This window comes from Mesorhizobium sp. M0296 (assembly GCF_040321675.1).
Classification (GTDB): Bacteria; Pseudomonadota; Alphaproteobacteria; order Rhizobiales; family Rhizobiaceae; genus Mesorhizobium.
Window position 1 is genome coordinate 127,320 of the sequence record NZ_JAMYRZ010000013.1, and the last position, 26,338, is coordinate 153,657.

At 58.7% G+C, this 26,338-nt stretch carries 38 protein-coding genes and 1 tRNA gene; 24 read left to right on the forward strand and 15 right to left on the reverse strand.

Annotated features, from left to right (window positions below; translation table 11 throughout):
• Nucleotide 1: 1 nt before the first annotated feature.
• The gene (locus NKI97_RS15350; protein ID WP_352835036.1) at nt 2-241 is read right to left on the reverse strand and encodes a hypothetical protein; all 240 of its coding nucleotides are present in this window, start codon (nt 239-241) and stop codon (nt 2-4) included.
• 117 nt (nt 242-358) lie between these two features.
• Between NKI97_RS15350 and NKI97_RS15355 the strand changes: the two genes are divergently transcribed.
• The 7 genes from NKI97_RS15355 (at nt 359) to terL (ending at nt 6,207) form a co-directional block, all read left to right on the forward strand.
• Complete coding sequence (locus NKI97_RS15355; protein ID WP_352835038.1) at nt 359-1,750, forward strand: phage tail fiber domain-containing protein; 1,392 nt, start codon at nt 359-361, stop codon at nt 1,748-1,750.
• Nucleotides 1,750-2,175 (forward strand): hypothetical protein, encoded by a 426-nt coding sequence (locus NKI97_RS15360; protein ID WP_352835041.1) that lies wholly within the window; start codon nt 1,750-1,752, stop codon nt 2,173-2,175. Before NKI97_RS15355 ends, NKI97_RS15360 begins: the two co-directional genes overlap by 1 nt.
• A 26-nt stretch (nt 2,176-2,201) precedes the next feature.
• Complete coding sequence (locus tag NKI97_RS15365; protein ID WP_352775779.1) at nt 2,202-2,378, forward strand: hypothetical protein; 177 nt, start codon at nt 2,202-2,204, stop codon at nt 2,376-2,378.
• Nucleotides 2,375-2,647, forward strand: a complete 273-nt coding sequence (locus tag NKI97_RS15370) for a DNA packaging protein (protein ID WP_352775782.1) — start codon at nt 2,375-2,377, stop codon at nt 2,645-2,647. Before NKI97_RS15365 ends, NKI97_RS15370 begins: the two co-directional genes overlap by 4 nt.
• Complete coding sequence (locus NKI97_RS15375) at nt 2,647-2,904, forward strand: hypothetical protein (RefSeq protein WP_352775785.1); 258 nt, start codon at nt 2,647-2,649, stop codon at nt 2,902-2,904. The genes NKI97_RS15370 and NKI97_RS15375 overlap by 1 nt, the downstream gene beginning before the upstream one ends.
• The gene (locus tag NKI97_RS15380; protein WP_352835045.1) at nt 2,904-4,400 is read left to right on the forward strand and encodes an SGNH/GDSL hydrolase family protein; all 1,497 of its coding nucleotides are present in this window, start codon (nt 2,904-2,906) and stop codon (nt 4,398-4,400) included. Before NKI97_RS15375 ends, NKI97_RS15380 begins: the two co-directional genes overlap by 1 nt.
• A 100-nt stretch (nt 4,401-4,500) precedes the next feature.
• On the forward strand, nt 4,501-6,207 hold the full coding sequence (terL, locus tag NKI97_RS15385; protein ID WP_352835048.1) for a phage terminase large subunit: 1,707 nt from the start codon (nt 4,501-4,503) through the stop codon (nt 6,205-6,207).
• Between the two features lie 294 nt (nt 6,208-6,501).
• Here the strand turns inward: terL and NKI97_RS15390 are convergent, their stop codons facing one another.
• From NKI97_RS15390 to NKI97_RS15410, 5 genes are all read right to left on the reverse strand, one after another.
• Nucleotides 6,502-6,732 carry a hypothetical protein gene (locus NKI97_RS15390; RefSeq protein ID WP_352835050.1) on the reverse strand — a complete coding sequence of 77 codons (231 nt, stop codon included), beginning with the start codon at nt 6,730-6,732 and terminating at the stop codon, nt 6,502-6,504.
• Between the two features lie 77 nt (nt 6,733-6,809).
• Nucleotides 6,810-7,055: a DUF982 domain-containing protein gene (locus NKI97_RS15395; protein ID WP_352835134.1), complete on the reverse strand. Its 246-nt coding sequence runs from the start codon at nt 7,053-7,055 to the stop codon at nt 6,810-6,812.
• Between the two features lie 190 nt (nt 7,056-7,245).
• Complete coding sequence (locus NKI97_RS15400; RefSeq protein WP_352835053.1) at nt 7,246-7,524, reverse strand: DUF982 domain-containing protein; 279 nt, start codon at nt 7,522-7,524, stop codon at nt 7,246-7,248.
• Nucleotides 7,518-7,757 (reverse strand): DUF982 domain-containing protein, encoded by a 240-nt coding sequence (locus tag NKI97_RS15405; RefSeq protein ID WP_352835056.1) that lies wholly within the window; start codon nt 7,755-7,757, stop codon nt 7,518-7,520. Before NKI97_RS15405 ends, NKI97_RS15400 begins: the two co-directional genes overlap by 7 nt.
• A 100-nt stretch (nt 7,758-7,857) precedes the next feature.
• Entirely contained in the window at nt 7,858-8,091 is a 234-nt protein-coding gene (locus NKI97_RS15410; protein WP_352835058.1) for a hypothetical protein, read from the reverse strand.
• Between the two features lie 667 nt (nt 8,092-8,758).
• On the opposite strand from NKI97_RS15410, the gene NKI97_RS15415 reads away from it, so the two are divergent.
• From NKI97_RS15415 to NKI97_RS15425, 3 genes are all read left to right on the forward strand, one after another.
• The gene (locus tag NKI97_RS15415) at nt 8,759-9,553 is read left to right on the forward strand and encodes a GP88 family protein (protein WP_352835061.1); all 795 of its coding nucleotides are present in this window, start codon (nt 8,759-8,761) and stop codon (nt 9,551-9,553) included.
• Between the two features lie 184 nt (nt 9,554-9,737).
• Nucleotides 9,738-10,157, forward strand: coding sequence for a hypothetical protein (locus tag NKI97_RS15420; protein WP_352835063.1), 420 nt, complete (start codon nt 9,738-9,740; stop codon nt 10,155-10,157).
• Between the two features lie 3 nt (nt 10,158-10,160).
• Nucleotides 10,161-10,379, forward strand: a complete 219-nt coding sequence (locus NKI97_RS15425; RefSeq protein WP_352835066.1) for a hypothetical protein — start codon at nt 10,161-10,163, stop codon at nt 10,377-10,379.
• 7 nt (nt 10,380-10,386) lie between these two features.
• Here the strand turns inward: NKI97_RS15425 and NKI97_RS15430 are convergent, their stop codons facing one another.
• The gene (locus NKI97_RS15430) at nt 10,387-10,737 is read right to left on the reverse strand and encodes a hypothetical protein (RefSeq protein WP_352835069.1); all 351 of its coding nucleotides are present in this window, start codon (nt 10,735-10,737) and stop codon (nt 10,387-10,389) included.
• A 55-nt stretch (nt 10,738-10,792) separates the two neighbouring features.
• Nucleotides 10,793-11,092 (reverse strand): hypothetical protein, encoded by a 300-nt coding sequence (locus tag NKI97_RS15435; protein WP_352835071.1) that lies wholly within the window; start codon nt 11,090-11,092, stop codon nt 10,793-10,795.
• A gap of 51 nt (nt 11,093-11,143) precedes the next feature.
• Here NKI97_RS15435 and NKI97_RS15440 point away from each other — a divergent pair, with 51 nt between their 5' ends.
• The 14 genes from NKI97_RS15440 (at nt 11,144) to NKI97_RS15505 (ending at nt 20,424) form a co-directional block, all read left to right on the forward strand.
• Complete coding sequence (locus tag NKI97_RS15440; RefSeq protein ID WP_352835074.1) at nt 11,144-11,311, forward strand: hypothetical protein; 168 nt, start codon at nt 11,144-11,146, stop codon at nt 11,309-11,311.
• 83 nt (nt 11,312-11,394) lie between these two features.
• Nucleotides 11,395-11,805, forward strand: a complete 411-nt coding sequence (locus NKI97_RS15445) for a helix-turn-helix domain-containing protein (RefSeq protein WP_352835077.1) — start codon at nt 11,395-11,397, stop codon at nt 11,803-11,805.
• 238 nt (nt 11,806-12,043) lie between these two features.
• On the forward strand, nt 12,044-12,256 hold the full coding sequence (locus NKI97_RS15450; protein ID WP_352835080.1) for a hypothetical protein: 213 nt from the start codon (nt 12,044-12,046) through the stop codon (nt 12,254-12,256).
• Between the two features lie 65 nt (nt 12,257-12,321).
• Nucleotides 12,322-12,687, forward strand: a complete 366-nt coding sequence (locus NKI97_RS15455) for a hypothetical protein (RefSeq protein ID WP_352835083.1) — start codon at nt 12,322-12,324, stop codon at nt 12,685-12,687.
• A gap of 123 nt (nt 12,688-12,810) precedes the next feature.
• The gene (locus NKI97_RS15460) at nt 12,811-13,188 is read left to right on the forward strand and encodes a winged helix DNA-binding protein (RefSeq protein WP_352775833.1); all 378 of its coding nucleotides are present in this window, start codon (nt 12,811-12,813) and stop codon (nt 13,186-13,188) included.
• 2 nt (nt 13,189-13,190) lie between these two features.
• A complete protein-coding gene (locus NKI97_RS15465; protein WP_352835086.1) occupies nt 13,191-14,270 on the forward strand; it encodes a tyrosine-type recombinase/integrase in 1,080 nt (359 codons plus the stop codon).
• Complete coding sequence (locus NKI97_RS15470) at nt 14,263-14,535, forward strand: hypothetical protein (RefSeq protein WP_352835089.1); 273 nt, start codon at nt 14,263-14,265, stop codon at nt 14,533-14,535. The genes NKI97_RS15465 and NKI97_RS15470 overlap by 8 nt, the downstream gene beginning before the upstream one ends.
• A gap of 38 nt (nt 14,536-14,573) precedes the next feature.
• Nucleotides 14,574-14,659, forward strand: a tRNA-Leu gene (locus tag NKI97_RS15475).
• A gap of 176 nt (nt 14,660-14,835) precedes the next feature.
• Entirely contained in the window at nt 14,836-16,170 is a 1,335-nt protein-coding gene (locus NKI97_RS15480) for a tyrosine-type recombinase/integrase (protein ID WP_352835092.1), read from the forward strand.
• Nucleotides 16,171-16,924: 754 nt separating this feature from the next.
• A complete protein-coding gene (locus NKI97_RS15485) occupies nt 16,925-17,380 on the forward strand; it encodes a hypothetical protein (protein ID WP_352835094.1) in 456 nt (151 codons plus the stop codon).
• A 268-nt stretch (nt 17,381-17,648) separates the two neighbouring features.
• Nucleotides 17,649-18,008, forward strand: coding sequence for a hypothetical protein (locus NKI97_RS15490; protein ID WP_352835097.1), 360 nt, complete (start codon nt 17,649-17,651; stop codon nt 18,006-18,008).
• Between the two features lie 451 nt (nt 18,009-18,459).
• The gene (locus NKI97_RS15495) at nt 18,460-19,035 is read left to right on the forward strand and encodes a hypothetical protein (RefSeq protein WP_352835100.1); all 576 of its coding nucleotides are present in this window, start codon (nt 18,460-18,462) and stop codon (nt 19,033-19,035) included.
• A gap of 11 nt (nt 19,036-19,046) precedes the next feature.
• The gene (locus NKI97_RS15500) at nt 19,047-19,796 is read left to right on the forward strand and encodes a hypothetical protein (RefSeq protein ID WP_352835103.1); all 750 of its coding nucleotides are present in this window, start codon (nt 19,047-19,049) and stop codon (nt 19,794-19,796) included.
• Nucleotides 19,797-19,899: 103 nt separating this feature from the next.
• On the forward strand, nt 19,900-20,424 hold the full coding sequence (locus tag NKI97_RS15505; protein WP_352835105.1) for a cell division protein ZapB: 525 nt from the start codon (nt 19,900-19,902) through the stop codon (nt 20,422-20,424).
• A gap of 564 nt (nt 20,425-20,988) precedes the next feature.
• Here NKI97_RS15505 and NKI97_RS15510 read toward each other — a convergent pair.
• The 7 genes from NKI97_RS15510 to NKI97_RS15540 form a co-directional block, all read right to left on the reverse strand.
• Nucleotides 20,989-21,945: a hypothetical protein gene (locus NKI97_RS15510; RefSeq protein ID WP_352835108.1), complete on the reverse strand. Its 957-nt coding sequence runs from the start codon at nt 21,943-21,945 to the stop codon at nt 20,989-20,991.
• Nucleotides 21,946-22,142: 197 nt separating this feature from the next.
• Entirely contained in the window at nt 22,143-22,409 is a 267-nt protein-coding gene (locus NKI97_RS15515) for a hypothetical protein (RefSeq protein ID WP_352835110.1), read from the reverse strand.
• 537 nt (nt 22,410-22,946) lie between these two features.
• The gene (locus NKI97_RS15520) at nt 22,947-23,315 is read right to left on the reverse strand and encodes a DUF6232 family protein (protein ID WP_352835113.1); all 369 of its coding nucleotides are present in this window, start codon (nt 23,313-23,315) and stop codon (nt 22,947-22,949) included.
• 25 nt (nt 23,316-23,340) lie between these two features.
• On the reverse strand, nt 23,341-23,907 hold the full coding sequence (locus tag NKI97_RS15525) for a class I SAM-dependent methyltransferase (protein WP_352835116.1): 567 nt from the start codon (nt 23,905-23,907) through the stop codon (nt 23,341-23,343).
• 8 nt (nt 23,908-23,915) lie between these two features.
• Nucleotides 23,916-25,079, reverse strand: coding sequence for a His-Xaa-Ser system radical SAM maturase HxsC (gene hxsC, locus NKI97_RS15530; RefSeq protein WP_352835119.1), 1,164 nt, complete (start codon nt 25,077-25,079; stop codon nt 23,916-23,918).
• Between the two features lies 1 nt (nt 25,080).
• Entirely contained in the window at nt 25,081-26,088 is a 1,008-nt protein-coding gene (gene hxsB, locus NKI97_RS15535; RefSeq protein ID WP_352835137.1) for a His-Xaa-Ser system radical SAM maturase HxsB, read from the reverse strand.
• Nucleotides 26,085-26,338: integrase core domain-containing protein (locus tag NKI97_RS15540; protein ID WP_352835122.1), on the reverse strand; the 254-nt coding region annotated here is incomplete at its 5' end. The genes hxsB and NKI97_RS15540, both read right to left, overlap by 4 nt.

Sequence of the window (26,338 nt, forward strand, 5' to 3'; positions counted from 1 at the left end):
ATCACGGCGGCTCGTTAGGCCCCCCTACGGTGATAAATCGCTTACAGCCGGTCAATGCATTGCTGTAGGTTTTGAGCGTTCTTGTCCCGGTGAAGTAGTGGCATTCGAACAAGCCACCTCCCTCTCCTCGTACCTCTTTCTCATGATAGAGGACGGCAGTCGACGTGACGAATAACCCGCCGAGGGTCCCCACTACGACCAGAACTATCAGGATAAGCAGGCAGCCCGTCGCTTCGCTCATTGTTCCCTCCTGCCATTGGGAACCGATAAATATACCGATCTGCTTAGGCTCCGTCACCTCAACAAGGCCCTCGGCTAACCCCCGGGGGCCTTTCTGCATTCCCCACCAAGGAACGAAATGACCACACCAATTCTATCCTTCGTCGTCTACGACGGGGACGGGTCGACGCTCGACTACACGTTCGACTTCGGCTACCTCGACCGCAATCACGTTAAGGCATACATCGACGACGTCCCCTCGGGTTCCTTCACTTGGACAGGGCCGTTCTCGCTTCGCTTCTACACCGCACCGGCAGCAGGAACCAAAGTCCGCATCACTCGCGAGACGCCCTCTGCTCAGCCGCTGGTCACCATTGCGAACGGTGCCTCGCTGCGCGCCGAAGACCTCAACAGGCAAGCGCTGCAGGCCATGTACGTCAGCCAAGAAAGCGCTGACATCGCGATCCTCCTGAAGACTGGAGCGATCACGGCTCCTGCCACGGACGCCGGTCGTATCGTCCTCCACTTCCCGACTATCGAAGTCCGCAAGAATAGCGTCCTTGGCTTCGACGCCGACGGCCAGTTTAGACCCTTCACGTCCGCCGACATGCCCAAGGGCGATACAGGTGAAAGGGGTCTAACAGGCCCTCAAGGCCCCATGGGTCCGCAAGGTCCGCAGGGTACGCAAGGCCCTCAAGGTCCCCAAGGTCTTGCCGGGGCCAACTACGCACCCAACGCCCAAGGGTTGACCGCAGGACGGGCGGCTTACGACGCTCAGGCGCAGAACTTCTCTTACCTCGACATCGAGCAGGGCAAGCTCTTCTGGAAGCTCAGCGCGACCTCCGGCAATTGGTCCGCAGGGATCACCTTCGGTGCCGGCGCTCAGGGCGTCCAAGGCATCCAAGGCCCGGCAGGACCCGCTGGTTCGCAAGGCCCGGCAGGACCCGCAGGAGCCGCAGGCACCCCGGGGATGATCTGGCGTGGCGCTTATGCAGGCGCAACTGCCTACGCCCCCAAGGACGTCGTCGCCTACAACGGCTCGGCCTACATTAACATCCTGGCCTCGACCGGCAACCTCCCGACGAACACGACCTACTGGTCCCCCGTAGCCGTCAAGGGTGACACTGGCGCGACCGGCATCCAAGGCCCCGCTGGCCCCACTGGCCCGCAGGGTGCTGCTGGCCCGCAGGGTCCGCAAGGCCCAGCCGGCACAGACGCTACAATAACCTCAGCCGCAGTCGGCTCAGCCATCGCCGGCATCGCATACGGCGCTGTTGGCTCGTTCGTGTTTGGCTACATCTACAACCCCGGAATCACTGAAGGTGGGACCTACGCCGGCTCCTCCATCCAGCCTGCTGGTCTGCAACTGAGTTCTTTCACCGCTATGACGGATGATAACGCTCCTTCGGGCGACCGTACCCTGACGAAGGGTGGGTCCGCTCTGTCTGGCACATGGCGCGCGCTGGGTCGGTCTTCCTACAGCACTGGCACCAATTACGCCCGGTTCACTCAGTTCGTGAGGATCGCCTAATGGAATACCGCTACCCAAAGTTCAGCGCAGCTCGCTCCATCGACATGGAGATCAATCACCCAGTCCACGGATGGATACCCTTCACCGCATCCCCGAGGGACCCTGAGGTTCTTGGTCGGCAGCTCTATGCCTCGGCCAGTGCCTCAGCCACTCCGTACGTTCCTGCAACCCCACCGACCGTCGAAGAGCTTCGCGAGGCAATGCCGACCCTTAGCCCCCGTCAGGTCCGCAGGGCTCTCCTGTCCATCGGCATCGCCGAAGCAGACGTCGAGATGAAGCTGGTGAATGACCCGGCTGGAATGATCGAATGGAGATGGGCAACCTACTTCCGCAGAACTCACCCGCTGATCGATAGCCTCGGTTCACTCTTCAGCATCACTCCGGCGCAGATCGACAGCCTTTGGGCATGGGCGGCTGCGCTGTGACCCTCGCTCTAATCACAGGAACCCCCGTGGAGAACACCACCGCTGCGGTCGCCGTCTCCGCAGTATCGAGCCCTGTCTGGCTCCCGTGGCTTCACGCCGCGTCTGACGGCGCTGCCCTCATCGCACCCATCCTCGGCACGGTCTGGCTCGTCGTCCAGATCGTCGCCAAGGCCAAGGAAATGCTCCGAAAGGACAAGAAGTGAAGACCGATAGCAACGCGCTCGAAGCCCTCTTCGACACGTTCGCGAAGCAGCTGGACGATCTCCTCTCGAATGGCCGAACGGTCGTCGACAAGGAGACCGGCGAGGCTGTCCGCATCACGCCCGACGCGGCGTCCCTGAATGTCGTCCGTCAGTTTCTCAAGGACACTGGCACGAAGCCCGTACCGGGCACCAACAAGGTCGTCAACGATCTGGCCTCGAAGCTCCCCTTCGACGGCTCTGAACACGATCAGGATTATCCGAGACACTGATGAACATCACCGCACAGAACACCTTCACCCCTGCTGTCCTGATACAGGCCGGCGACATCTTCGACGTGTCGATCAGCGGCACCTTCGTAGCGACCGTTACGGTGCAGCGATCCAAGGACAGCTCGACTTGGTTTGACGTCGACAACTTCACCGCCCCAGCCGAGAAGACGGGCGTATCCGGCTCCGCTTGGTACTTCCGCGTAGGCGTGAAGACGGGCGGGTTCACTTCCGGCACGGTCGTGGCTGAGATTTACTAATGGGCGTCCCTTACATGTTCTTCCGGGGCGTCCTTAGCGACGTCCTGTGGACCTCTGCCGCAGCAGCTCCGTCCCAGCCGGCGCCTGTGCCTGTCGATCCGGTGTACCTGCCGGCGCTCTCGACAGCCCCTGCGGTCGTCTATGGAACGACAAGGCTTGTCCAGACCTACTCAGGCCCGGCCCTCCGTGTGCAGCGCGTAGTCGACGACGTTGAGCAGGACATCGGCTTCGGCTCGAAGTACTTCGACACTGCAGCCGCCACATCGTTCCGTGGGGCCAGCTCTCTGGGGCTGCGCAAGTGGTACGATCAGACGGGCAACGGCTTCCACCAAGAGCAGGCGACCAAGGTCAACCAGCCGGGCGTCTTCCCCGAGGTTCTGTACAATGGCGCGCCCTCGATCTCGTTCGACAGCTCCGCGCTCGTCCAGAACCAAAGCTCGAAGTTCACGGCCTGCACCACCGGCCCGACCATCGCCAAGGAGAACTTCACCGAGTTCTACCTTCTCTCGCCGAACTTCTCGCTCAACGACAACTACTACGGCTCGTTCCCGGCAGACGCGACGACGGTGTCGTTGTTCACCACGACGGCAAACGTCGGTCTGAGGGGCAACAACACGACGCCCTTCAACGACACACGGACGGGTCCCCGGAAGGTACCGCCGCTGAACCAATGCGTTCTTCGCTGGAGAGGTGGTCCGACGGGTAAACAGTTCGGCGTCAACGGTTCCCTGTTCCTGGTCGGCACGGCCCCTGTCGCTGGCAACGTGACCGGCAAGGGCTTCGGCAGGTGGAATGCCACCACGCCCTCCAGCTACGACGGTGAGTTCGACATCATCGCCTACGTCGCTTATCCGGCAGCTCTGTCCGATGCCGAATGTCTGGCAGTAGAGGCAGCCCTCAAAGCCCAGTGTAACGTTCTGACATCCTCCACCGTCAAGGTCGTCTTCGACGGCGACAGCAGGACCGAGGGCTCTGGCCACTCCAAGAACCAGACGTGGACGAAGAAGCTGGTCCAGTCGGTGTCGACGCCAATCTACGCGGTCAACATGGCCGTTGGCGGTCAGTACCTCAGCAACATGGCAACGAACGTCGCCGGTCGCGTGAACAACCAGTACGACGCTGCGTTCACCAAGAACATCGTCTGCATGGGCGGCCCGGGCATCAACGACCTTACCAACGGCAGGACGGACGCGCAGCTCATCACCGATTTCCAGACCTACGCGAACGGCATCCACGCCAGCCAGCTCCTCATCGCCGCAACGATCCCTTACCGAGACACCGCGACAGCGCAGCAGGAGACTTACCGCAATTCCTACAACGCTTGGCTCCGTGCCAACTACGCGACGTATGCGGAGCGCCTCGTGGAACTCGACATCCCGCAGTTCGCCTACTGGTCCGCGAACTACTACATCGACATCGTCCACTTTAACGATGCCGGCCAGCAGCTTTGGGCAGACGCCTTCAAGCCTGCAATCGAGTCGCTCATAGCGGCCTAACAGACGCCTCAGGACGAGCCATAGGTCGCTCAGCAACCCAACAGCCCCCAAGCTCATAACGCTCGTCCTGAGCGCTCTCTGCCTCTCTCCGAAAGGTTTAATGACCAAGCAGTCCCTCGCTGCTTCGACACACTTGTCGACGCAGACAGACCCACTCCGCGACTTCCGCAACTTCCTGTATGTGGTCTGGAAACACCTGAACCTACCGGACCCGACAAAGGTCCAGTACGACATCGCATCGTTCCTCCAGCACGGCCCCAAGCGTCTCATCATTGAGGCGTTCCGAGGGGTCGGCAAATCGTGGGTCACCTCGGCCTTCGTCTGCTGGCTGCTCTATTGCGATCCCCAAACGAAGATACTCGTCATCTCGGCCTCCAAGCAGCGGTCGGACGACTTCTCGACTTTCACCATGCGCCTCATCTTCGAGATGGAGCTGCTGGCCCACCTCAGGCCCGTGGACGGCCAGCGAATGTCCAAGGTGGCATTCGACGTCGCCCCTGCCCGCGCCTCCCACGCCCCGTCTGTGAAGTCGCTGGGCATCACCTCGCAGATCGCCGGCTCTCGCGCCAACGTCATCATCGCGGACGACATCGAAGTCCCGAACAATTCCGACACCTCGCTCAAGCGCGAGAAGCTGTCCGAGCAGATCAAAGAGTTCGACGCCGTTCTCTCGCCGGGTGGCCGCATCATCTATCTCGGCACCCCGCAGACCGAGATGTCGATCTACAATCTCCTGCCGGATCGCGGCTACGTGGTTCGCATCTGGCCGGCCAGGTATCCCGACGAGGATCGCCGCGCGAAGTACGGCTCGAAGCTGGCTCCGCTGATTGGCCGTGAGCTGGACGTGGACCCTGACATCGTGGGCAAGCCTACGGACCCCCAACGGTTCTCTGAGGTCGACCTCGACGAACGAGAGCTGTCCTACGGGCGCTCTGGCTTCTCCCTGCAGTTCATGTTGGACACCAGCCTGTCGGACGAGGACAAGTACCCTCTCAAGCTCTCCGACTTGATCGTCATGGGCCTCGACGCCAAGATGGGACCGAGTGAGGTCGCATGGGGCTCGTCCCCCGATCAGGTCCTCGACAAGCTCCCGATGATCGGGTTGCCGGGTGACCGATTCCACCGCCCGATGTTCGTCTCCAAGGATCACATCCCGTTCGAGGGATCGACCATGTTCGTCGACCCGTCAGGGCGCGGCAAGGATGAGACTGCATGGGCCGTGGTCAAGATGCTGCATGGCACCCTCTACCTGACCCGTGTGGGCGCTGTGAGGGCCGGCTACGACAACGGTACGCTGGACAAGATCCTCCTCGACGCCAAGGAACAGGGCGTCAACCTGATCCTCGTCGAGCCGAACTTCGGCGACGGCATGTTCGCCCAGCTCCTTCGCTCTCGATCCCAGATCATCTACGCGGTCTCGATTGAGGATGCCGACTGGTCGAAGGCCCAGAAGGAAGCCCGCATCATCGACACCCTTGAGCCGATCATGAACCAGCATCGTCTGGTGGTCTCCGACAAGGTGGTCGAGCGTGACTACGACAGCACGACCGGCTACCCGCTGGAAGATCAGAACCGCATGAGGCTGTTCTACCAAATGACCCGGATCACGAAGAACCGGGGTGCCCTCGCCCATGACGACAGGCTCGATGCCGTTGCCGGTGCTGTGGCCTACTGGTGCGAATGGATGGCTCGGAACCAGACCACTGCTGCTGACCAACGGAAGCAGGAATTGCTCGACCTGGAGCTGGCCCGGTTCATGGAGAACGCCCTCGGGGCCTCCTTACAGTCGTCCCCTCGGTTCTTCTAACAGGCCCCTTCAATCCCCCTCAAGGGAATAGGGTGACCAATAGGACTATCCCCGAGGGTTCCCCTTAGAGTGTACCTTAGGGTGACACCTGGGAGGGAACCTAAGGGGTACGTTAGGGTCCTACCTGAGAGCCTTCCGTCAAGGCTACCCCCTCAGTTACCCCAGCAGTTCTCCACTGGTGTAGCCGAGGGGGCACAGGGACCCAGGAGACCCTACCTACCCATCCACCAAGGCGGAACAGAGCTAGAAGCGCAGAAGCGGAAGGCGGCCTAATCAGACAGGCTACCCAAAGTGCTAGTCTACGAACACGACACAGCCTTGCCCGGCTCGCGCGACGTCGATCCTCGTCTGTGGGAAGACGCTCTTACAGTTGCGGAAGGTGATGGTGGGTTTCTTGCCACTCGCAGCCGCAGCGGCTGCAACGTCGATCATCGTCTGGGGGAACATGACCTGCTTGGACAGGTCTATATCCAGGCCGCCGCCAGCCCGTGCGGTATCGATCATGGTCTGCGGAAACATAGTCATTTTATTCCCTCCCGAGGTTTGAAAACAATCAAAGGTAGTAATCAGACGTGGGGGGTGGTGGCAAGCGGAATGCAGAACTATTCAGAGGAGCGCAGCATCCCCTCCTCCTCGGCAGCAGCCAGGAATGCCTTCCGTGCCTCCTCAGGTTCCATCTGGTCGGCAATGCAGGCGATGCAGACGCGCACCGCTTGGTTCCATTTGGGGCCACGCTTGGTCCACTTCATCAGCTCCTGGCCGGCTGCCTCGACGTTATTCACGTTCCGGGTCAGACCGGCGCGCTCAGTCCTCACAGGGACCGGAGGGGAGAACCAATGGGTTGCCATGGGGGAAATGTAGAGCAGCACAGGCCTGCCGACCAACGCAGGTTGTAGGGAACGATGTAGGCCCTCGCGGGTTTGGAACTCGCAGCGGTTCTTCTTGGATGTGCAGCCGCTGTGGGGGTCCGTCGCCTTTCTCACGGGCGGCGGGCTCCTTTCGCGAAGGCGGTGTTGGTCAGAGAACCTTTACCGCAGTTCAAGTTAGCTGGTTGTCATATGGGGGGAGTAATGTCCCCTCCTCTTTTGCAGCAGCCAGGAATGCCTTACCAGCCACTTGAGGTGACACCTTATCGGCCAGTGCGGCCGTGCAGATACGCACCGCAAGGTCCCACCGAGGACCCCGGTTAGTCCACTTCATGAGTTCCTCGGCCGCACCCTCGACGTGGCTGACCCCGACGCGGACACCTGGCTGGTCGGTCCTGACGTAGACCGGAGGGGAGAACCAATGGCGAGAGATAGAACTCCCAATCAGCAAAAGAGCATATCCTCCTCCTTGGCAGCCTCCTCGAACGCATCACGGGCCTGCTGTGGGGATACCCTTCCGCTGATGGCATCCACACAAACGCGCATTGCCTCTTCCCACCTGGGCCCACGCCTAGTCCACAAGATGAGTTCCTCAGCCGCAGCCTCAACGTGGTGGACCCCGTAGCGGAAGCCTTTAGTTTCCGTCTTAACGTACACAGGAGGTGAGAACCAAAGGATTACCATGGGTGAAATTTAGAGCAGGACTGTCTCTGCGCCAAGCCGGGTCGGGAATGTTTGGTTCTGACGTAGACTGGGCGGGTTCAACCAGTTGAGAGCCATGCGGCTATTCGCGAAGGTCGAACGCGACGAACATGCCAAAGGCTGGGGCAACATTGACGATAAGCTCCACCAGCTCGCAGTCACTTTCCGCGAGATGCGGGCCGTCTCGGCGCACTGCTGCGATAGTCTCTTTGACGGAGATGATGATGATTTGGCCGCGCCGGGCTTGTAAAATCAGCTCTTGAACAAGCTCATTGGCAGTCACTTTGATGAGTCGGCAGTTCGTCCAAACGTTCATACAAGGCCTCCCACCTCAGCGAGAACCCACGCGGAACATTCATGATCCTCTGTCGGGAAAAATCATAGGTAGACTCCATATTCACGTGTTTTTGCAGCGGTCATTGTAGGTTATGGCATAGCTCGCATGGCGCGCGCTAGGTGATCGGCAGGGGCGCGCAATAGGTCACGATAGGGGCGCGCAAAGCGTCCACAAGCGGACCTAATCGGCCATTTCCGGCATTCAGAGGATTATTTTCAAACTTTCTTTCACAGTGATTTCAATGTCTTAGCTCAAAAGTGAGCCCTATCTGTCGTTTTTTTCATTAACTCCGTTTGCGTATCTAATACGTTTGTGAGACAAAGGGTCATCGAACAAGACGGCTTCGCCAGACGGTTCGAGACCGGGGACAAACCCTCGGCGCAGGGGTGGGCTTCCGAGCCCTAACCGTACAGCGGAACCAAAGGTCAGACTGGTGCGGAACCGGGAGACAACGCTTAACCGGGATGGTTGCGAGATAAGAGCCTAGAGCGAAAGCTGAAGAGCTAGGTGGACCGCAATCAACGCAGTGGCAAGACCGCAAGGTTGAACCGGGCAGCGTGACAAGTGTGATCTTGTCCATCCTCTAAGGTACTAGATACGGCAACGTAGGGGATTGACAAGCTCACACAAATCAAGGGGTTCCATCATGTATCGTGGATCACTCATTCGCTCTGGCGGCAACGCCAAGACGATCAAGGGCGATAAGGCCGGCGAGTACGAAACGGCCATCATGTACCTTGCACCGGCTGCACAATCGGGCATGGGCAATGTCTGCCCAATGGCTGGTCAAGCTGGCTGCGAAATGGGCTGTCTGTCAAAGGCTGGCCGCGCGGCAATCTTCAATTCCATCGTCAACGCTCGGATCGCCAAGACGCGGCGCTATTTCAGCGACCGTGCCGCGTTCATGGCCGAACTGGTCAAGGACATTGAAGCCTTTGTTCGCTACTGCGAGCGCAAAGGCGTCAAGCCCGCGGTGCGGCTGAATGGTACCAGCGACATTCAATGGGAAGTAGCGCACCCTTGCGTTCGCTACATCAAGCTTAAGCATCCCCAACAGGAACGCGAGGCGCACTTCGCGTCGATCTTCCATGCGTTCCCTGAGGTGCAATTCTACGATTACACCAAGATCACCAAGCGGGCTTACCGGGCGCTGCCGGCTAACTACGCGCTGACCCTGTCCTATAGCGAGGCCAATCCGGCCTATGCCAACGCGGTCACCAAGACTGCCAGCGAGACCGGCATGAATGTCGCCATCGTGTTCCGCACCAAGGCGCTGCGCAATGCCCGCATGGCAAGCCGTGACTATACTGGCGGCTGGTCGCGTGAAGTCATCGACGGCGACGAAACCGACATGCGCTTCAGCGATCCTCGCGGGGTCATCGTGGGGCTCTACGCCAAGGGTCCCGCCAAGCGCGACACCTCGGGCTTCGTCGTGGGCTAACGCCTCCCACAAGGTACCAGTTCCCTGAGCGCATCGGTCGGCCCCTCCAGTGCTGGCCGGTGTCGCTCGGGTCAATCTCAAAGGACCCTCCAATGCCAACTGAAACGCTTGTCGCCGCTGTCCTGTGGTCGGCCCTGATCACCGCCTGCGCCGTGTTCTTCATCGCAACCCTGCGGAGCCCGTCATGAACGTCTACCGCATCGAACACCCTAACGACGCCAGCGGGGGGCCTTGGCAGACTGGCGCGGTCTTTCGCTATGACGGCCATCCGCGCGTCAATGGCGACCACAGTGCCTATGATCCGCCCGGGCCGCGCAGCTACGGCGAACACGGCACCGCGCTATATGCGCTCTTCAACGAGTGCCGCGCGTCCTACGGCGACTTCTATTTCGGCTTCCGGTCCAAGACGCAACTGGTTCGCTGGTTCAAGTCCAAGGCTGGCCGGCAAGCCATGCAGGAAGGCGGCAGCGCCGTCCTCCGGGTCTACGAGGTGGACCCTCAACACGTCGTCGCGGGCAACTGGCAAATCGCCTTCCGGCACTCCGCTGCCAAGCCCATCGCCACCCTCGATCTCGCCACCCTCAAAACAGCCGGGGAGTGCTGACCAATGACCAAGTTCGTCGTCCAGCGCCTCGATCAATACACCGACCGGGGCAACAAATGGCTGCTGTTCACCGAGCATCTGGATGGTGCCCGCACGACTCTCGGGTTCCACATGAAGCGCACCGCTGCGGTCACCGTGGCGCGGCTTCTGGCCGGTCGCCGGGGCAAGGTCGAGGTTCGTGACAATCCCGTCCGCATCACTGAGTGGAGGATGGAAGCGTGACCCTCGCTCAGTTTGTAGATGCAAACGCAATGTTTAGGTTTTGGTCCATCTCCCTCTGGATCGCCTGAGCCTTTTCACGCTCAGACGCTACACTCAACTCGTGTAGGGATTGGGGAGTTGCGCCGACGAGGGCTTCGACGGAGCGAGCCAAAACCTTTTGTGCTGCGTCAAGGATAGCGGCCTCAGCTTCTACTAGACTCTGAGCTTCTTTGGCTTTGATGCGAACACGCGCAACAATAACGTGTCCGAAATCTTCGCCCAATTCAGGGGCATCAAACTGAAGTTCAACTCGACCGAATAGGCAATCCCTATCTGGCGTGAATGATATTTCGGTTACAGTCCCACGTTCCAGTTTCATCGCTGCCAATCCTAATTAGAATCGCACGCTAGCACGTCCGCGCAACCCTTGTGGATTAATCGCCCTTGGGCGCGTGAAATGCAGCCACCTTCCGGGCCAGAACTGCCACCCCTCTTGTGAACCAGATTTCCTCGACTTCCCTCGCGGCCTCGCGCGGGGTGTCCTCGAACCCTGCGTGGCTGAAGCCGGTGTGCCCGATCATGGCATTCATTGTCCAATACCAGCGGTGACCCTGAGGGCCACCAGCCATTTTGTAGATGCGACCCACTCCCTGCTCCTCGGCAAAGGCCGAGAAGTCGTCGGGACGGTCATCCCACGTCCGCTTCCACCTCAACTTCAACTCGATCTCGCTCATGCCAGGACAAATAGTGCCTCGACGTGAACGGAGCAAGAACAGGAGATCACCATGCACCACGTCAACGAACTCTTCCTGACCGAGGGGAAGGCCACCACCTTCATGCGGGACTACAGCGACAAGTACCGCCCCTCGATCTTCGGCACCCGGCTGGCCAAGCGCCGCTCCCGCTGCGGCCAGTATTGGGAGGTGGTCGGCTCCCGCTTCGCAGTCAACTGATGGCACACTTCTTGCATTTCGTAGTCCCGGTTCGGGTGGTCCGCCCGGGTCAAAACTCTCAGCAACTCTCAAAGGCAACTGACATGCTCAAGAAAGAATTTTTCAAAGGCCAGCGCATCCGCATCATCGAACAGGCGTGGGCTGCCCATACCGATGGCTTCGCCACGGGCAACACCGTGACCATCACCGAGCCGGACCTTCACGGGCTGGTCGAAGCGGTCAGCGCCACGACAGGCAACACCGGCATACTCTACCCCGACGAGTTCGAGGTGATCGACGCCAAAGAGCCCACGGCACCGATGACCAAGTCGGTCCTCGACCTTCTGCGTCGCAAAGGTGCGATCACCCCGCTCGAAGCTCAGGGTGTCCTGCGCTGTCGCCAGTTGCCGGCCCGCATGCTCGAACTGAAGCGCCTCGGGCACCGGATCATCACCGAGTTAAAGGTCGACCCGACTGGCCAGAAGTACGCCCGCTACCATTTGCAGGCTGCGTGAACCTTGGCCGGGGAGTGTGAGTTGCTACTAATGCACTCTCGCACTCCCGCTCTGGTGCCCTTACGTGACCCGTTCGCGGGGCCAGGAAGGGAACCCATGCCGAACGTGCCTGCAAAGGAAAGAGCGAGACGCACTGCCGTGATCGAGTTGGTCCTCGGCATCTGCGCAGAGATGGTCGCTCTTGGTGAGAACCGGGACCTACATCTGGTCCTGATGGCGATACGCCTCGGGAACTATCATGCCACGGACGACTGTGATCCGCCACATCAAGGCTCTGGAGGAGCTAGGTAGGATCACGGTCGTGAATACCGGGCGCCGCGCGCTGCCGATCCTCATTGGTGCTGATCGCCCGCTGACAAAGGGCTTCTACAAGAGGCTGGAGCAGCTCGTTCTTCAAGCATCAGCTAACCTGTCCAAAATGGACACGTTAACGGATAGACACAAAATGTGACCGTCGATAAATCGATTGTAGCCGGCCCACCCACGGGATAACGGCCAACTCAGGGAACTACCATTATGCAAGAACACCAGATCGAGGTCCTCCTCGATAGACTGACCCGTATTGCCATCGCTTTGGAGAGTGCGGGAGGGGTCGCGCAAGGGGGAAGCGCGGCAACCCCCAACAACCCCTACCAGAGCCCTGACGTTCCCGATGGGTACGACACGGTTCTCGGCTACTTCTCGAAGAACATGCCCGGCGCGTTCGAGTTGATGGACGACCCCATCACTGGAACCCTTCGGGACGGACACTGGCTCACGCATCAGGCCAGTCGGCGGGGGATCGGGATCATCAAGGTCCCCGCGCCGGAACCTCTCGTTGAGATCGGCATCAACGAACTGAACGCCTATCCGGTGTCGCTTCTCCAAGAGCGTATCCGGTAACACAGGCGGGGGATAACAGGGGGAACTGTGGCGGAGGTCTATGAGGGAACCTCCGCTATTGCAGTAGATGCGGGACTGGAATAACAACTACCTCGTACCTATCACTGGGAAGGAGTTACCACCATGAACGCTGGCACGCGCGGGGTCGAGAACAAGACCGCCCGTAAATTCATCGCCTTCATTGACGAGTTCAGGAAGCTGAACGCCGAGATGCAGGCCCAACAGATCAGCCTGTTCCTGCACATCGTTGCGCAGCCGGAGCTGACCATCAAGGAATACGCTCAGCGCGCCGGGCTCGGCGACGGTGGGCCTATCTCGCGCAACATTGAGGCGCTTAGCGAGAAGCGAAAGGTCATGGTTGCCGGCAAGCCCGAGCTGGTCGACGGTCACGGCCTAATCGAGACCTACGAGGACCCTCTGGATCGCCGCTTCAAGCGCGTCAAGCCGACGCAGCGGGGTCTTCGGGTCTACAACACCCTGATCCAACTCTTGGGGAGCTAATCATGTCCGTCAGGAAACGCGGCGACACCTACATGGCCGACTTCATGGTCGCGGGAACCCGCTACCGTGAGACCTTCGACAGCGAGGTTGAGGCCGAAGCATACGAGCTGGAGACGCGCGCGGCCCTCGTGCGTGGCTCTCCTGTCCCGGCCCCCAAGAACGGTCGCACCGAGACCGGCTCCTCCCTACACACGCTCGGGGCGCTGTTCGACTACGTGAAGACCGACCATTGGGAGAACAACCCGAAGATCAAGGCCCCGCAGACGGCCATCGCCAACGGGCGCGAGGTCGTGGAGTTCTTTGGGCGCAACACGCCGGTCCAAGACCTCACCCAGGACGAGATGAAGCGGCTGGCTCGGCACGTCGTCGAGAGCGGGCGATCCTTCGCCACCGCTGACCGCAAGCTCGCCGCCCTGTCCAAGATGCTGCGCTTCGCGGTCGAGCGTGGGGTGATCCCTCGCGTCCCGAAGGTGCCCCTCTATCGAGAGGACAACGAGCGCCTGCGGTTCCTGACCAAGGACGAGGCTCAGAAGCTCCTGAAGCTGTGGCGCGACTGGCACCAGCCTGACGCCCACGCCTTCACCGTCTTCGCCCTCCACACCGGGGCGCGCGTCGGGGCCATCATGGACCTCCGCTGGAACGCCTTCGGGCCGGGCTTCAACACCGTCCTCTTCCTCGGCGGCGACAAGAAGTCCAAGCCACGGACCCTGCCGATGTCGAAGGCTGCCAAGGAAGCGGTCCTCGCCATGCAGCGCGCCTATCCCGACAGCAGAGGGCCGTTCCAGCACATGAAGGGCTCGGACGGTAAGGCTCGCCATCTGCGTGACCTGTGGGACGAGATGCAGAAGACCCTCGGGTGGGACGATGTCGTGGTCCACACGCTTCGCCACACCTGTGCGAGCTGGTTGGTCCAGAACGGGGTCGACCTCAAGCGCATCCAGACGTGGCTCGGGCACAAGCGCATCGAGACCACGCTGAAATACGCCAAGCTGGCGACCGGCGATCTGGATCTTGCCGGCGACATTCTCGGGGACATCCTTGACGTGACCAAGCCACAGCTTAAGGTGGTGTCCGATGTATAAACCAGAGAAGAAACCGGTGACCAACCTTGTTTACAACGAGCAGGTCAAACTCGGCGCAGTGTTCTTCAACAATCTGGCCGTCGCATCCTTCGCGACCGGAATCATTATCCCGATGGTTAGCCTCAGCGCCAAGTCCTACCTTGCGTTCTTCATTCCGTGGGCGATTGGGGCCGCGTTCGCCATCGGGCTCCATTTGACCGCACAGTTACTCCTGAGGCACCTCAAAGAGCCGGAAACCCCCAGGATGCGCCGCGTTGACTTGTGACAAACGCCGTGACAAACGGTGACAAAGTGACAATTTCAGCGGGTATGGTGGAATTGGTAGACACGCTTGGTTTAGGTCCAAGTGCTTGAAAAGCTTGGGGGTTCGAGTCCCTCTACCCGCACCAGCTCCGCTAGCGGAACAGATTTAGGTTCCAGTGCCGAAAGGCGTGGGGGTTCGAGTCCCTTCATCCGCACCATTTTCTCCACCTAGAAGCCCGCAAATGCGCCATTCTTGCGCGTATCCGTTGACTTAGCGGTACAAACTCTGGTACAAAGCGCCCGCCAATCACGGGAGCCCGCCTTGTCAACGCCGCATCTCAAAGTTTCCCAATCCGGTCACTATCAGTATCGCTTCGTAGTGCCCGAAGCCCTGAGGGAAGTCGTTGGCAAACGCGAAATCAAAAAGTCCCTCGGTAAGGACCGCACCCAAGCCTTGAGGCTTTACGCCCAGGTCGAAAGGGAAACCGAAAGGCTTCTCAAGTCGGCCAAAGTCTTAGCACCAGCAGACGTCGGCGAACGGGCTTTAGTCATCCGCAGAATGCGGCAAATGGGCTTTACCGAGAAGGACATCGCCACAATAGCCGGACACGGCGTAGAACCCGACTCACGCTTGGACGAGGGCCTCAGCCTCTTTCAGGACGAGTTGATACGCGAATACGAAGAAGCCGAAGATCGCGGCAAAGGCCCCGCATTTTCCGTTGAGGCCATTCGGGCCATTGGCCGGAAGCAGCTACCCAAGGAAACCTATACCGTCTCCAGCGCTCTCGACCATTATCTAAGCATGAAGTCCACAGGAGTTCGCGCAAGGGATTTGGCGCTCACCAACAGGGTCAACAAGGTGAAGGAACGCCTGAAAGTCGTGATCGGCAAGCACGAGGTCACCAAGCGTCCGCTAGAGAAACTGTCGCGCTCTGAGGCCAGAAAGTTCCGAGACGCCCTGGCTGCTGAAATGGCGCCCCCGTCAGTGAAGCGAACAATCGAGATCGTTAGCCCTGCCATCAACAAGATGATCAAGGAACACGACCTCGACATGAAGAACCCCTTCTCCCAGTTGGAGATCAAAGGCGCAGCCAATAGCAGAGACGCCCGCCTCCCCTTGTCAGAAGACGACATGACCGCCCTCGCCCCAGTGATGGAGAAGGGAGACGTCTCTCTGGTAGCTATTTGGGTTGCCCTTCGAGACACGGGCGCGCGCCTTGGTGAGGTCTGCAACCTCAGGAGAATGGATGTCGACGAGAACGCGGAAAGCATCCACATCCGCCCATACGGCGACCACACGCTAAAGACCAAGAACTCAGAGCGCACCGTGCCACTATCTCCCAAAGCCTTGGGTGCCCTCAAATGTTTATTTGGAGACCTTGCTCCCGAGACGCCCCTGTTCAGCCGTTACGCGGGTCCGAGGAAATCAGAGACCGCATCCGCCGCACTCATGAAACGACTCCGTACAGTGGTGCCTGAAAGGAAGAAGACCATCCACAGCCTACGCCACCGAATGAAGGACCTGCTTCGCAATACCCACTGTCCCGAGAGCTTGGCCCGGGAGATTATGGGCCATTCCGAACAGGGGGTCGCTTTCAACTACGGTGCCGGACACGCGCTCAAGGTGAAACGCGAGGCGCTCCAAAAAACTTGGTGAAGTCCGTGAGGGAACCTGAGCTTCGTCTGGCAGATCGGACAGACGCCTTGAGAGCGACAGCAAGACCCTCAGGCGCGCCTCAGTCACCCATGCGGAGTGGTCACACTCACGCCCTCGTTTTCGACGGCAGCGGAGAGCCGGGCTGATTATGGCTGAAGAGAAAATTATTCCCGCAACACCCCCACGTGGGGTCCGTTAGAATAAAATAATTGCGTTGCCATATAGTGGACATAGAACGAAGAATTTTCTTTTCCTCCGCTCGCTTCTGATCTCTGGTTTGCCCCCTCTACAAGACATACGAACGTCCGCATTAGCAATATCTAATGGGTTCCCATACTGAGACAAGAGAACGCCCGCACGGCGCATCCCCACGTCTGTTTCCTTGTTCTAAGCCGCCAATAAGGTTGCCATACCGACAAAGGCAAGCTCCTTGGCGGCCTCGCCCATGTTTCTTCCCACGACACGATTACCCACCCGTATAGATACAGGCAAAGCTCAGCGCTCCTGCCAATTAGGGCCGTACAGATACAGGTAAAGCTCCGAGCCGGTGTCGCGCCTGTATCGAGATGACAAACGAACGCCTTGTTCGCATCACCTGCGATTTCCCCCTCATACAGAAAACATATGAACGACCCCAGGAGTGAGTCCTCAGGTCTGTTCCCTCTTTTTGCCTTGGTGGTTCCTTCTGTTCGCCGAGGGCACCTCATCTACATCTTGCGCCACAGCGCTACACATCAACAACATCTAGGAAGCCATGAACTATACCGCCGCTGCGGACATCGCCGCGACCATTGACGCCATGCGCGTCACTGCCGCCAAGCCCTCACTAGCTGCCACGTTCCCAACCCATGGACGCCATTGGGGCCGCCATTCTCCCCTGCCCGTCCGCATCACCCGTGCCGCCCGCCGTCTCGCCCACGTCGGCGGAATGGTTCCAGAAGGCTGCACCGCCAAAGACATGGAAAGGGTACGATGCAACCACCGCATCTCTGTCGATGCGATCAAGGAAATCCTCGGGACCCTCTGGTCCTTCCGGCTCCTCGGGTGGCTCCCTTCGGACACCATCTATCTGGACTATGACCAGATCACCGACACGGTAACCGCTGGCACCCATCGCCCCAAGGACACCCAAGACCTTATGCCCGACTGGTTCACCCGCCGTTATTCGGTCGATGAACTCAGGGTCTTCCAGGACGGCAAGCCGGTCTGAACTCCCTCGTAACCTGTGTGCCGTGCCCCGTCTCCACGACACTGGCCAGTAGGTCCGCTGTCATGCACCACCCAACCCCCCGGGCACCCATCCACGGCACCACCGCATACAGGAAAAGGAAGGCTACTCGCCACCGGCTCACGCTCGCTCCGTCTGTGTGCGGTGGCCCTGTTTCAGGGGCCATCGACCCACGCCCGCTGTCCTACACCACCCACACCTATCCAACCCCTGTTGTGGCCACCACCGCACACGGGAAGAAAGCCGTTCCATGTCCCTTCACACCACCACTATTGAACTCAACGGTTCCTATGCCGCCCACCACCCGGCATCAGGCACACGCATCGACACATCCGACAAGGCTTACGGTCGTCGGACCTACAAGGACCCGCTCGGTCCCCTCTGCCGCAGCCTCAGGGACACCCTCGGTTACCCGCCCGAGACCCGTATCCACGTTGAACGGGCAGGAACCCCGGTCTTGAAGCGAGACCTAACCCTGGCCTATTGGGCCGACCACGATGTCATTGACACTCAGGACCGCTCAGCGGTGCGGATCAAGTTCCGTCCATTCGAGGCCCTGTCTAGTGGCGAGACCCTTACTGAAAGACAAAAAATCGTTCTCGCTGCTTGAAGACGAGATTTGGCTCCCTATACGCGTACACGCGCGCACCCCTTAAGTTATCCTTAGTTATCTAGAGACTCCTCAAGGTTCTCTCTCGAGGATTACTACTAGGGATTATCTCTTAAGTACCCCTGAGTTCAGCACCAGTGAACTCGGGTTGAACTTGAGTTCCCCACAAGCTCGGCTCGAAGTTCAATCTTCGATGCAGCTTCCTATACCCCTCCCTCAAGGGGAGGCTCTCCATACCCCAAGGAACCCGATGGCATCTCCCGTCACCTCGGGACGCCCCCGCGATTGGCGCGTGGGTGCCCAATCTGTTTTTAACGCTCGGCAACTTCGCTGCCGCCAAATCAGCAACGAGACCAAACCTTGCGACTGCCCCGGTTGCGACCGCAAACGATCCGGGGTCTCCCGTTACTGCGGACCTCATCGGGACGCCACCAGTTCTCGGGGGGACCCCTTGGCCCGCCTTCCCTCCCGAAACGAACTGGCCATCTTCAAGAAGGCGATTGACCTCTACATGCAGACGGACCCCAAGTTCGCCGCGCGTGTGCGGGTGGACCTCAAGGCCCTTGAGCGCCGCATGGTCCTTCCGCCGTCCTTCTGTCTCGGGGTTTCCGACCTCCACCAGAAGCTCCCCCAGGTCGCCAAGGCCAAAGGTCTCCTCGCCAACTGGCAGCACAAGGACCACCGCACCTATACCGAAGCGGTCATTCACGCCCTGGCTCTCATCGGGTGGATGCATGTCTACTTCCATTCTGGTCAGGCCGGGGGCCTCTGGGAGAACCGCAACCGGTTCCTTGAGACCCGCGCGGGTGCCCTCTTGGGGGACTTCCGCAAGACCATCGGCACCACTTCGCTGGTCAAGAAGGCCTCCGGGGCAACCCACCGGCACCTTGGCCGCGACTTCGTGCGCCATGCCCAACAGATACACGGCAAGGACTTCTGGTCCTCCACCGTCTCCACCAACGACGGTCATTCAATGACCCTCCTCGACTACACCCGAATGGCCGTCAAGGCCGCTAACCTCCTTTAGGAAACCCCGCTATGTCCAATTACTACGACCACACCGCAGCCGAAACGATGCGCATGCCCAACCCCATGGACGACAGGTCCGGCTGGTCCCCCACGAGTAACCCCAACTACGCCAGCGGCTCCGCTGCCGGTCCCGCCCCTGATGGCAAGGTGTTTGTCGCCGGTCTCAACACCTATGTCGATGCTGACATTGCCGAACAGCTTGGCTTGACTGGACCGCAGGGCACCCCCAGTGCCCCCTCGACCGCCTACGCAACCAACGAGGTCGCGCTTGATCGCCGAGCAATCCCGGCTGGCGACGATCCTCTTGAACACGTTGATACCGACGAAATGTCCGACGAGGAACTTGAGGCTCTCCAGCAAGAGCTTGAGGTCGACGCCAATGACCCTACACTCGCCCTATCCGAAACCCTGGACGAAATTGCCGAATGCTTCACGCCTGAGGCGTTCGAGGCTGGCGTAGATGCCATGGTCGAAACAGGTGACTTCCACGACACGCTCGCCCGTCTAGCTGAGGCCACCGGCTTGGACGAGGTGACAGCCACCAACCTGCTCGAAACGACAGTGATGGAAGCGACCCCCATTGCATCCGAACAGATCGGTGGAGAACGCTGGAACTCGCTAGTCTATGCGGCATCCCGCACCGACGACAGCTTGGCCCGTCGCATCGTCTCAGATGTGGTGACTGGTCGGCTGGACCCTGCCCGATTGGCAAACGCCTATTCCCTCTGGTGGCAGTCCCTGCCGGATGTCGATGGCTGACCCATGTTGAACCTCGCCATCACCATCTACCTCGCCTCGATCTGCGTGATCGCTATCACTTCAATCATCTGACAAAGGACAGCCACCAATGGCAAAGAAACCTATGACCCGCGAGGAACTCCTCGCTCAACTCGATTCCATCGACAACTCAACCGAGATCGGCAAGCTCAACGCCGAGGTCTCCCGGCTAACCGAGGAGAACGCTTCACTGCTCGCCCAGCGCCAGGAACTTGAGCGACAGCTTAAGCACGAACGCGAGGCCCTCCAGTTGGTCCGTGAGGCAATCCGCAAGGTTGACGTTCAGACGCGCTCCCACGGCGCAGACAGGCCAGGCCATGCCGAGATTGCCACAGCTGCCGACCGCGCTGGCCGCATGGAATGGGCAGAGGTGCGTCTTGGTATTCAGAAGGGCACTCATGATCCCGCGACCGGCCTGCCCTATACCGCTGAGACCAAGCCGCAGCGTGATTTGACGGCAGGGGCACCCAAGGTGACCCAGACGGAACTCGCGTCCTTCTTTCCGTCCCTGAGTGGTCCTGAGGTGGACGTGACGGGCACTGCCGACGTCTTGGTTGATACCGATCTGTCGGAACTCAAGACCGCTTTGGAGATCGCCAAGGCTGAATAACGTACAACACCCTCGCTCCCCTACCTGCCCTCCTTTCGTATCTCAAATCCGGTTTGGAGACGGCGGAAGGGAGCGCGGGTTTCGCCCGGTGCCCATGCGTTCTCGTTACGGTCGACGCGTGGGCACCGGTGGTGAAGCTTAGTCAGGAACCTTGACCATCCCTGCTCGCCTTCTAAGAACGTGGAACGCCTCCTGGATGATTTCGTCATCCTTTCTGTCCCGATCTTGCCGTTCGTTCCCGAAGATCATCTTCCTCGACGTGAAAGTCGTCCCCTTTCGAGGGCATGTGCTTCCCCCCATTGGCAGGCATCCCAGTGGTCATTGCAGGCGGTAGCGCTGCCCGATGATCTGGCCTTGTTTCCCAAAAAAGATGATTTTAAAGTTGGTCATGGTCTCGGCTTCCCAAACAAAGTGGCTTGATTGCCGATGCCCATTGTTCACACAATGGAAGATAAAAAAGAGACCTAATCTGGGAGATTCCGGAACGGAGAGGCTTCGTTGCCGAAGGGATTTTATCCACGGGAGGTCCGCGAGCCAGTTATCCGATCCCCCGCTCAGAAATTCCTACCGAACATTCCTCTGCAACGGTCGCTTGCGCAGCGCCCTCGCGGCGGCCGCTCTTGCACGTCTCTCCTTCCGGTTTCCCTCAAGCCCGTTCAAAGGTCGAGAGAGCCTTTCACGCTCAACTTGGGGAAACTCTTCGCCGCCATACTCCCGTGGAACGAGCGACTTCATGATGCCGAGACCCTCACAGTCGTCTTTGATTTCAGCTAGCTCTGCATCAGTCCATTCAGCTTGCGCCGCATAGATACAGTCTTCCGACGCACCCCGCCCCTGATTTGGCGGCTCCATCGCTATGCCTACTACCCGTTTCAAATACGGGAATTTCACCAACAGCGCCTGCGCATAAGTTTTCAAGTAGAACGTTCGGAATATTCGATACTTTTCATAACCTCCGTCCGCCTCCATCCATGTCATGAACTTCAAGGTCATGAAGAAAAAGCCGGTTTCACAATACCTAGCCTCTGCAGGCGCGATCATGGCCCGAAAAAATACCTGCTCCGTCTCTCCTCTCTTCAGGGCTCCGAGGATGGCCTCGCTGTGGCTGCGTCGCTTGAAGCGGCTCTCTAGCGCCATGTACCTGACGGCCATTTCGCTGTTGGTAAGCGAGTAGACTTGTCCGGGGACTACAATCGAGGTCCCGCTGAGCATGTGTTGCGTGAATGTCTCAATCAACCTATCCCAAGCGTAAGAAACTTCATCAGCTCGTTTCTTGGCAATGTACCGGGGGTTCCGAACAAAGCTCCCGTAGCGAGGGCCTAGCGCTATAGCCTCGACTTCTTCCCATGATTTACCATCAGGAGGGACGAAATCGTGGTCGCCGCTCTCGTTGATGTTCGTTGCGTAGTACGCGAGGAGGTCTTCCTCTCCGTGAGCTGCCGCCAATCGCCCCGATCTGAGAAAGATTGAGCGTTTATCGAGGTAGTCAGTGAAATCGGAGATCGTGTCGAGTTCCGACATTAGGACATCTAGCGATGCTTCATCTAGGACATGGACAAAATCACTATTTGGCTCAATGTCTCCAATCGCAAATGGGATGTGGTTTGGGGCTTTTGCGTCCCAATGGTTGTCCCCGACCACATCCGGCTTGATTAGTAAGGTGCCCATGCCTCCGCCGAAGTGATCGCGGCAAGCCTTTGCAGCCCCATTCGCCACAATTACTCGATGTACTTTCCGGCGCTCGGCTGGAGGAAATTTGAGTGGAAATGGAACAGAACACGCTCGGTCGAGGAAAATCCGGTCAGGAAATTCTGCAATCCAACGCTCGGCGCCGCGAAGTTGTTTTGCAGCAGCGCTGACAGCTTTCTTAAACCATCTTGGCCACGCGACTTCGATCGGCCTATCGGGCCAGCCAATGTGCTTCTCGCTGAAGACGATGACGTGAGGGTCACAAACAACAAGGAGGTCACATAGCTCTTTTCCATCTGAGCCTCCCAGAAGCTTCTGTTCGCGGTACGGATTGGGGTAAGACCAAAGGTTGAGGAAGGTCCGATCGGCCAATGTCGCAAGATACTGTTCAGAAGCTGTCGAGCCTACGGATCGGACGATGGGTTGCCGATATTGCTCGAGGTGGTCCGCAATGCCACTTGGACGACCAGTCATCTTTTGTCCGACCTCTGTTCAGGTAAGACCCAAAAAATGGTCGATACCTGCCCCCTGCCTTCCTTCCAGACCACCTTCGCGAACTGGTCACCGATCTATCCGAATTGATCAACAAGGCACCAAGGCCATAAGCAGCCTGCCCTGCTCAAGGTCTCCTGTGTCTCTGTGCTCTCTACACCTTGGGAGAACGCAGGGAGCCAGAGGGGTACTGGCCGACCGTCACTCCATATCCGGCACGTCGCCACCAACAAAGAGCGTCGTCGGCCCACGTATTCGCCTAGCGCCGGGTTGTCATCGCGGGACCACGCAATGACACCGGCATGTTTCGCCGCCAGACCCTGAGGATTGGAGCAGGATTGTCAACGCCGGTTCATGAAAGCTCTTTCGATGGCGGTCTTTGTATCTGCGATAATCTGCTTCTCTGTGCTTTCCATAGCCTGGACATCGCCGCTAGAGGTTTTGAGGACCAGCGCAGCCTTTGGTTTTGCTCTGATGAAGAGTATCGCTCCCAGTGCAAGCAGAACCAATCCGACGAATACGTTGCTCTGCAGCAACAGAATAAGACCGACAATAGCCATTATCACACCGAGGGGTCCTGCCGGTCCCCGACCGATATCCTTTATGCTGACACTGCCGATATTAGCGATAGGATACGAGGTCGAACCAAAGTGCGCCATGGATGGGCCAATTATTACATTGCCGTGCCTGGAATAGACTTCTTCTGCCACTGTTGAGACTCCCCCCTTCTGATTATCATATCAGACTGCCCATTTTTCGCGCCAACATCTTGACTGTAACTATCTCTCCGGCTGCAGTACGAACCGGTCTCTCTCTCAAATCCAACACCTCAAATCCCGAAACCCTACTAGCTGTTTGGCCCGCAGTCGGGAGGGTTCCTCTATTAAGACCGTGGGCACCGAACGTCTCGTATATGAGAAACCCACCGGCGCGTATTAGAGGGCAGACCGCCTCAATGATCCTATCAGAAACGTAGTGGACAACCAGGACGAGATCGAACGCCTCCCTAGAGAACGGCAAAGACTGTTCGGCGTCGACCAAAACTGACCGCAAATTCCCGTGGCGTCGCGCTAAGGCTCGCCAGCTTGCCATCGACTGGTCAAGTCTGTGTTGGTCTATATCCGCCGCCACAACCCGATTACCTTGAGCGGCCAAGAACAATGAATGCCTGCCAAATCCGGAGGGGATATCGAGCACATCCAGCTCGGATACGTTTGGTAAGCGCCGGAGGCAGCCTCTGACGTATGGAGACAAATCTAGGTCGGTAGGGAAGCGGGCGCGGCGATCAAGCTGTTCTGGCACAAGTAGCTCTAATGGAACGCTACAATGTGAGCACTATGCGCGAGCTTGCTTGAGGAGAAGAACCCCCCACAATCGGCACGGCGGCTGCAGTTTGAGCATTCGTCTAGGTACTCATTCTTCCAGTCGCTGATCGATTGCCTAGCATACCGATGAATCGACGGATCAATCACGCATAACTGGTGATTGTACACTGACACATTCATCTTGGCGGCCGCTAAGAACTGAACCGCCGACCGAAGCTCCTCGCGATACTCGAAAGGGTCGATCCAGAGCTTGTCCATGTTTGCGCGGGTGAACCCGGTAATCTCCAATCCCATGAACGTGACGTGGTCAACGAATGTCAGATTTCTGAATATAAACTCGGAGAGCTCTAGAAGCCCTTGATATGTCTGCTTGTGCACAACAACACGTATTTCGACCTTCTGTCCAAGTGCTCCCAGGTTCAGAATGCCCTTAACAGTTTCGTCAAAGGCGCCCTTGGATTGAACAACATAGTCGTGGACTTCCGGATCAATCGAATAAAGAGGAATGCCTAGCGATAACTGTCTGTGGTTCAGTCTTGCATAGCGCGACGCAAACTCGAAATCTTGGAAAGCTCGACCGTTGGACAGAATGTGGACCGCCGTGTCTGGTAGGAGCGTTTTGGCTGTGGACAAAAGCTCAAAAAAATCTTGCCCAAGCAGAGTAGGTTCGCCTCCCGTCAGACCCATAAACGGCGTGCTGATCGGCAAAAGCGGAAGCAATTCTTGCATCTCTGCAGCGAGCCAACTGTCATCTATGTCTTTCGGGGGCTGCGAGCACATAAGGCAGTAGTGGTTGCAGCGCTCCGTTAGGAGAAAATAGTTCGCACTGGCCGTTACCCGAAAGAGCACCCGGATCGCATTCCGGCCGGGAACGAACCTTATGACATCTCCATCGCCAAGATAACCAAAGTGGTCCGGCAGGACGATAAGTTGCTTGTCACCAGCAATGCGCGCAGCTTCCGCCTCGTGAGCTTCAAAGGTGACAACCCATTCGAAACCTTCCGCTAGGTTCCCGCCTCTGAAGAGGGAGGCGTCATGCTCTGGATTAACATGCCGCTCTGCCCGATGGGCGCCGATCAGCCGGAGTAATACGGGCCGAAGGTCGGCTGCTGGGGTGTCCGTCTTGGCGAAGCCGCTGAGCTGGAGCATCCTAGTTGGCCCACTGTAAGAACAACTGGCGGATCATTGGGCTGTCTTCCATTAGGCTGATGAGCCTCTTGAAAATCGTCATGTTTCGATGACAAAAGGCTGACCTCGTCTTCAGCCCTACGAAGTCACGCTGCGTGGCCATGTGAAAGACAGGGTCGGACCCGCAGTAAGGTTCAAAAGCGCACTCTGAGCACATTGGGGCCGAGCCAGCGAAGGATTGCTCTATTGGGTCCAGCAGGGCGTCTGACGCGAATATCTCATGGTAACTGTTGTGATGGACGTTGCCGATACGGAACGTCTTATCGCCCATCTCAGCCAGCATTCGAGCTTCATCGGAGGCGTACACATCGCCGTCATAATTGTACACGACCGCCGAAATCCCGATTCCGGCTGGGCTCATCAAGTCCACATACCCCGGCTCAAATGGGGTGAGCATCTTCGTCAGAATAGTTGACGCGTATAGCTCCTTGAACGGCAAGCCCCTCCGGTTCAGGTCGATTATGTATTCCAGGCCGTCGAAATAAAAATCCAGCCATCTGTCGACATCATAGGCCGCATACGACTTGGTTTTGATCGCGAAACCATATGGCGACAAAGGTCGAAGAAATATTCCCGGAAACTGCAGCCGCACGTATTCGTCTATGATCTCACGGCCCCTAGAGAGGCTCGTTTTGGTCGTGGTCATGAGGGCGCTAACCCGTTCGTTCCCCAGCACCTTCCTCGCCTTCTCGATTCCGGCAACAGCCAGCTCGTAGCTGTTCTTGCCCGGGCGTGGACGGTTTGGGTTGTGAAGGTCAGCGGGTCCGTCCAATGACGTTGAAATGAGAATGTCGTGTAGGCGGCAGAACTCGAGAATGGCATCATCGACGACAGCGAGGTTTGTCGTGATTACGAATTGCAGGTCCCTTTGCTCCGACGCATTTACCTGTTCCGCCCGTCCTACGACGTAACGGATCAACTCAAAGTTCAGAAGCGGCTCGCCCCCCTTGACGTTGCCCCCAGTTTCTATCCAGTTTTGAGTTCGTTTCCGGCGTGGGTTGTGCCCTGCTGGGCGGGTGAAGCGACGGGCGCTGGCGCGGAGCCTTTGGCATCGCGCAGCGCGAGCGACCGTCGCAGATTGAAGGTGGTGGCGAACTCGGCCGGTGTCTGCCAGGCGATTTGGGAATGCGGCCGGGCGGTGTTGTAGTCGGCGCGCCACAGGGCGATGGCGACGCGTGCCTGAGCCAGCGAAGTAAACAGCGTCTCGTTGAGCAGTTCAT